A 5,718-nucleotide genomic window follows, 5' to 3' on the forward strand; every position below is an offset into this window, starting at 1 on the left:
ATCCCGATATCGGCGCCGTCGGCTTCGTCGGCTCGACGCCGATCGCCGAATATGTCTATTCGCGCGGCACCGCGCACGGCAAACGCGTGCAGTGCTTCGGCGGCGCTAAGAACCACATGATCGTGATGCCCGACGCCGACATGGACAAGCTGGCCGAGAAACTGTCCTCGGAACACGGCAAGACCTTCCCCGACGCCCAGGGCGACGTGCAGCGTGGCCTGGAAGTGATCGAGTTCTGCATCGGCGCACCGCACCTCCTGAAGGGTGAATTCACCGACTCCGCCGGTCCCGGCATCGACATGTATTCCATGCGTCAGCCGCTGGGCGTTGTCGCGGGCATTACGCCTTTCAACTTCCCCGCCATGATCCCGCTGTGGAAAATGGGCCCCGCGCTGGCCGCCGGCAACGCGATGATCATGAAACCGTCCGAGCGTGACCCCTCGGTCCCGCTGATGCTGGCCGAACTGTTGAAAGAAGCCGGTTTGCCGGATGGCGTGCTGCAGGTCATCAACGGCGACAAGGGCGCGGTCGACGCGATCCTTGATCACGAGATCATCCAGGCCGTGGGCTTCGTCGGCTCCACCCCGATCGCGCAATATATCTACGAGCGCGCCGCGCAGAACGGCAAACGCGCCCAGTGTTTCGGTGGCGCCAAGAACCACATGATCATCATGCCCGACGCGGACCTCGATCAGGCCGCCGACGCGCTGGTCGGTGCCGGTTACGGCGCGGCCGGTGAACGCTGCATGGCGATCTCGGTCGCCGTGCCGGTCGGCGAGGAAACCGCCGACAAGCTGGTTGAAAAGCTGATCCCGCGGGTCGAGGCGCTGAAGGTCGGCCCCTATACGTCCGGTGATGACGTGGACTACGGTCCGGTCGTGACCGCGGCTGCCAAGGAAAACATCCTGCGTCTGGTGCAGTCCGGTGTCGATCAGGGCGCCGAACTGGCCGTGGATGGCCGCGACTTCAGCCTGCAGGGCTACGAGGACGGTTTCTTCGTCGGCCCGCACCTGTTCGACCGCGTCACCCCGGACATGGACATCTACAAGACCGAGATCTTCGGCCCGGTCCTGTCGATGGTGCGCGCCGGATCCTACGAGGAAGCGATCGGCCTGGCGATCAGCCACGAATACGGCAATGGCACTGCGATCTACACCCGTGACGGTGACACCGCCCGTGACTTCGCCAACCGGATCAACATCGGCATGGTTGGCATCAACGTGCCGATCCCGGTGCCGCTGGCCTATCACACCTTCGGCGGCTGGAAGAAGTCGGGCTTCGGCGACCTGAACCAGCACGGCCCGGACGCCTTCAAGTTCTACACCCGCACCAAGACGATCACCTCGCGCTGGCCGTCGGGTATCAAGGAAGGTGGCGAGTTCAACTTCAAGGCGATGGACTGACCTCGACCGCCCCGCAAACAAACCGGCCCGCCAGTTTTCAAACTGGCGGGCTTTTCGTTTCCGCTCAGGGAAAATCTCCAACCGCTTGTCTGAAAGCCACTTTCCTGTTCAACTCGTGCAAAACGGGAGGACAGAGTATGGCCCAGAACGCGCCCGCCTTCACGATCGGCATCGAGGAGGAATACCTGCTGGTCGACCAGGGCAGCCTGGAACTGGCCGAGGCGCCGGAAGGGCTGATGGAGGATTGCAAGGCCGAACTGGAAGGCCAGGTCAGCCCCGAATTCCTGCAATGCCAGATCGAGATCGGCAGCTGTGTCTGCTCCGATGTCGCCGAGGCGCGCGCGGACCTGAAACGCCTGCGCAGCACGGTGTCGAAACATGCGGCGACCTATGGGCTCGCTCCGATCGCCGCGTCCTGCCACCCGTTTGCCGAATGGAAGAAACAGCATCACACCAACAAGGACCGCTACAACGAGTTGCGCCGCGATCTGGGCGGGGTGGTCCGGCGCATGCTGATCTGCGGCATGCATGTGCATGTGGGCATCGACGACCCCGACACCCGTATCGACATCATGAACCAGCTGACCTATTTCCTGCCGCATCTGCTGGCCCTGTCCGCCAGTTCCCCCTTCTGGCAGGGCGAGGATACCGGGCTTGCCAGCTACCGGCTGACCGTCTTCGACAACCTGCCCCGCACCGGGTTGCCGCCGCGCCTGGCCAGTTGGTCGGAATATGAACGGTCGGTGAGTGCCCTGGTGGATATCGGGCTGATCGAGGACAGTTCCAAGATCTGGTGGGATTTGCGCCCCTCGTCCCGTTTTCCCACGATAGAGGCCCGTATCTGCGATGTCTCGCCCCGGCTGGAAACGACGCTGTCGCTGGCCGCCCTGATCCAGTCCCTGACGCGGATGCTCTGGCGACTGAAAGCGCGGAACCAGCGCTGGCGCACCTACGACAACTTCCTGATCTCGGAAAACCGGTGGCGCGCGCAGCGTTACGGCGTGGGCGCTGGCCTGATCGACTTCGGCAGGCGCGAGGTCGTGGATTTCGCGGCGCTTGTCGACGAGTTGATCGAGCTGTTGCGCGAGGATGCCGAGGCCCTGGGCTGCCTGGCGGAAGTCGAGAACGCCCGCAACATCCTGGTCACGGGCACCTCCGCCGACCGCCAGCGCGCCGTGTTCAACGACAGTATCCAGGCAGAAAAGAGCGTCGAAGAAGCCCTGCGCGACGTCGCCCGCCACCTGGTCGAGGAATTCCACGCCGATCTGTAGCCCCCCGGAAAATGACCCGAAATCCGGCCTGTTTCCCGTTTCTGGAAAGGGTTCCCGCCGCTGGTTCCGGTGCTTGCAAAATTCCTGTAAGAATTCCGCGCTAAACAAACGTTCAATTCCACACGCGCGTGGGAGGCGACACGCGCACGGGCCCGGGGGCCGCCCCACGGGGTGGTACAGTTTCCAAGGACAGAACACGAATGACCGACATCAATATCCGCATCGAAGGCCGGGCCGGCCGCATCACGCTCACCCGCCCCAAGGCGCTCAATGCCGTCACCTACGACATGTGCACCGCGATCGAAACCGCCCTGGACCAGTGGCGCGCCGATGACACCGTGGCCCTTGTGGTGATCGACGCCGAGGGCGACAAGGCCTTTTCCGCGGGCGGCGACATCGCCGATCTCTATGCCACGGGCAAGGCGGGCGATTTCGCCTATGGCCGCACCTTCTGGCGCGATGAATACCGGATGAACGCCAAGATCCACGAATACGCGAAACCCATCGTGTCCTTCCTGCAGGGCTTCACCATGGGCGGCGGCATGGGGGTGGGCTGCCACGGCTCGCACCGGATCGTCGGCGAGACCAGCCAGATCGCCATGCCCGAGGTCGGCATCGGCCTCGTGCCGGATGTGGGAGGGTCGATGATCCTGGCCAATGCGCCGGGCCATCTGGGCACTTACGCGGGCGTGACCGGCGCGCGCATGGGGGCCGCCGACGCGATCCTGGTGGGCTTTGCCGACATGTTCATATCGCAGGAGAAATGGCCCGGCCTGATCGAGAGGCTGACAACCTCCGGCGACACGGCTTGCCTGGTGGCCGGGGACGCCCCCGAGGGCAGCTTTGCCGCGCTGCAACCCGCGATCGACGCGCATTTCGCCGCGCCCACCCTGCCCGGCCTTCTGGCCAACCTGCGCAGGGATCCGGGCGAATTTGCCCAGAAGACGCTGAAGACCGTACTGCGCAACTCGCCCCTGTCCGTCGCCGTCACCATCCAGATGATGGCCCGCCTTAGGGGCGTGACCGATATCCGCGCCGCGCTGGATCTGGAATACCGCTACACCTACCGCGCGATGGAACACGGCGATTTCATCGAGGGCATCCGCGCCGCGATCATCGACAAGGACCGTTCGCCGCAGTGGAAACACGACCCCGACACCTTGCCGCAGGAAGCAATCGACACCATGCTGGCCCCGTTGGGCGACCAGGCTTTGACGTTCTGAGGAGGACACAATGAAAATCGGATTTATCGGACTGGGCAACATGGGTGGCCCGATGGCTGCGAATCTGGCGAAAGCGGGTCACGACGTGACCGGGTTCGACATGGCGGAGGTGTCGATCGAGGGCGTTTCCTTGGCGGGCTCCGCCGCCGAGGCCGCCACGGGCGCCGATGTGGTCATCACCATGTTGCCCAATGGCACTATCCTGCGCGCCGTGGCCGGAGAGATCATCCCGGCGATGAGCAAGGGCGCGGGGTTCGTCGACTGTTCGACCGTTGATGTTGAAAGTGCGCGCGCGGTGGCGGCCGATGCCACGGCGGCGGGCCTGCTGCCGGTGGACGCGCCCGTCTCAGGTGGTGTCGGCGGGGCCGCTGGCGGCACTCTGACCTTCATGGCCGGCGGGTCCGAAGCCGCCTTCGCCAAGGCCAATCCGCTGTTTGACATCATGGGTCAGAAAGCGGTGCATTGCGGCGACTCAGGCGCCGGTCAGGCCGCCAAGATCTGCAACAACATGATCCTGGGCATTACCATGGCGGGCACCTGCGAGGCCTTCGCGCTGGCCGACAAGCTGGGGCTCGACCGGCAAAAGATGTTCGACGTGGTCTCGACCTCGTCGGGCTACAGCTGGACCATGAATGCCTATTGCCCCGCCCCCGGCGTGGGCCCGCAATCGCCTGCCGACAACGGTTACAAACCCGGTTTCGCCGCCGAGCTGATGCTGAAGGACCTGCGCCTGTCGCAACAGGCCGCCGAGGCGGTGGATGCGGACACGCCGATGGGCCAGCGCGCGACCGAGCTCTACAGCGATTTCGTCGACGATGAAGACGGGCTGGGCAAGGATTTCTCGGCCATGTTGCCGCGATTCGAGAAACGCTCGCGCGGCTGACCCGTGGCCCGGGGGCTCTGCCCCCACGGCGTACCCCTTGCGGGGCACCCCTCCCCCGGGATATTTGAAGCAAGATAAAAAGCGCTGTGCGCCCCTCTTTATCTTGCCGAAAATATCCCCGCCGGAGGCATGAAATCTCATGAGCTGGACCAAGGACACGCAAGAGATCGCCGGTCTGGACGCCCCCGCCCGCACGCTTCTGGACCGGCTTGCCCCGATGGACGTTCCCGGGGGCGCGGTCCTGTTTTCCCCCGGCGACGCGGTGAAGGGCTATGTTGTCGTGCTGTCGGGCCGGGTGGATGTGCACCTGATCGGCCCGAACGGGCGCGACATCCTGCTCTATCAGGTGGCGCCGGGACAAAGCTGCATTCAGTCCACCCTGGGCCTGCTGGGCGGGGAGGAGTACACCGGCGAGGCCACCGCCGCCGGGCCCGCGCGGCTGGTGCTGATCCCGCGAGACCTGTTCCTTGCCCTGGTGGACAGCTCGCCCGGCTTTCGCCGCATGGTCTTTGGCGCCTTTGCCGCGCGGATGCAGGACATGATGCAACTGGTTGAAAACATGTCCTTCATGAAGGTCGAGGCGCGGCTGGCCGGATTGGTCCTGGACCGGGCAAGGGCCGGCACCCTGCACATGACTCAGGCGGACATGGCGACCGCCATCGGGTCGGCCCGCGAGGTTGTCTCGCGCCGGCTGGACCGCTGGGCCAGGGCTGGATTGGTCCTCCATGGGCGCGCGGAAGTGACCGTTCTGGACCGCGCCGGGTTGGAAGAGGTGAGAAAATCCCCCGCTCTGTGACCTGGTCACATGCCTTTCACACCCTGCGGGAGTAAACCGGGGTCAGGCAAGGAAAGGACTACATCATGTTTGCAAAGAACGAAGGTACCCTCGACCGCGCGCTGCGTGTGATTGTCGGTCTGGCGCTGGTGGCCTGGGCCGT

6 protein-coding genes are annotated in these 5,718 nt (G+C 64.7%); all 6 read left to right on the forward strand.

The features are described 5' to 3' along the window. Positions 1–1,403: CoA-acylating methylmalonate-semialdehyde dehydrogenase (locus Q1V43_RS13710; RefSeq protein WP_300519045.1), on the forward strand; the 1,403-nt coding region annotated here is incomplete at its 5' end. 137 nt (positions 1,404–1,540) lie between these two features. Further along, a complete protein-coding gene (locus tag Q1V43_RS13715) occupies positions 1,541–2,674 on the forward strand; it encodes a carboxylate-amine ligase (protein WP_300519047.1) in 1,134 nt (377 codons plus the stop codon). Between the two features lie 200 nt (positions 2,675–2,874). Then, the gene (locus Q1V43_RS13720; RefSeq protein WP_300519049.1) at positions 2,875–3,897 is read left to right on the forward strand and encodes an enoyl-CoA hydratase/isomerase family protein; all 1,023 of its coding nucleotides are present in this window, start codon (positions 2,875–2,877) and stop codon (positions 3,895–3,897) included. A 10-nt stretch (positions 3,898–3,907) separates the two neighbouring features. Continuing rightward, positions 3,908–4,780 (forward strand): 3-hydroxyisobutyrate dehydrogenase, encoded by an 873-nt coding sequence (mmsB, locus tag Q1V43_RS13725; RefSeq protein WP_300519051.1) that lies wholly within the window; start codon positions 3,908–3,910, stop codon positions 4,778–4,780. A gap of 139 nt (positions 4,781–4,919) precedes the next feature. Further along, positions 4,920–5,576: a Crp/Fnr family transcriptional regulator gene (locus Q1V43_RS13730; RefSeq protein ID WP_300519054.1), complete on the forward strand. Its 657-nt coding sequence runs from the start codon at positions 4,920–4,922 to the stop codon at positions 5,574–5,576. 65 nt (positions 5,577–5,641) lie between these two features. Then, the coding region (locus Q1V43_RS16630) for a YgaP-like transmembrane domain (RefSeq protein ID WP_366146221.1) at positions 5,642–5,718 on the forward strand (77 nt) is incomplete at its 3' end.

The organism is Aliiroseovarius sp. (assembly GCF_030148435.1).
Classification (GTDB): domain Bacteria; phylum Pseudomonadota; class Alphaproteobacteria; order Rhodobacterales; family Rhodobacteraceae; genus JASBTN01.

Coding starts and splice junctions, on each gene's coding strand:
- Q1V43_RS13715 (WP_300519047.1), top strand. CDS start 1,541: ATGGCCCAGAACGCGCCCGCCTTCACGATCGGCATCGAGGAGGAATAC.
- Q1V43_RS13720 (WP_300519049.1), top strand. CDS start 2,875: ATGACCGACATCAATATCCGCATCGAAGGCCGGGCCGGCCGCATCACG.
- mmsB (WP_300519051.1), top strand. CDS start 3,908: ATGAAAATCGGATTTATCGGACTGGGCAACATGGGTGGCCCGATGGCT.
- Q1V43_RS13730 (WP_300519054.1), top strand. CDS start 4,920: ATGAGCTGGACCAAGGACACGCAAGAGATCGCCGGTCTGGACGCCCCC.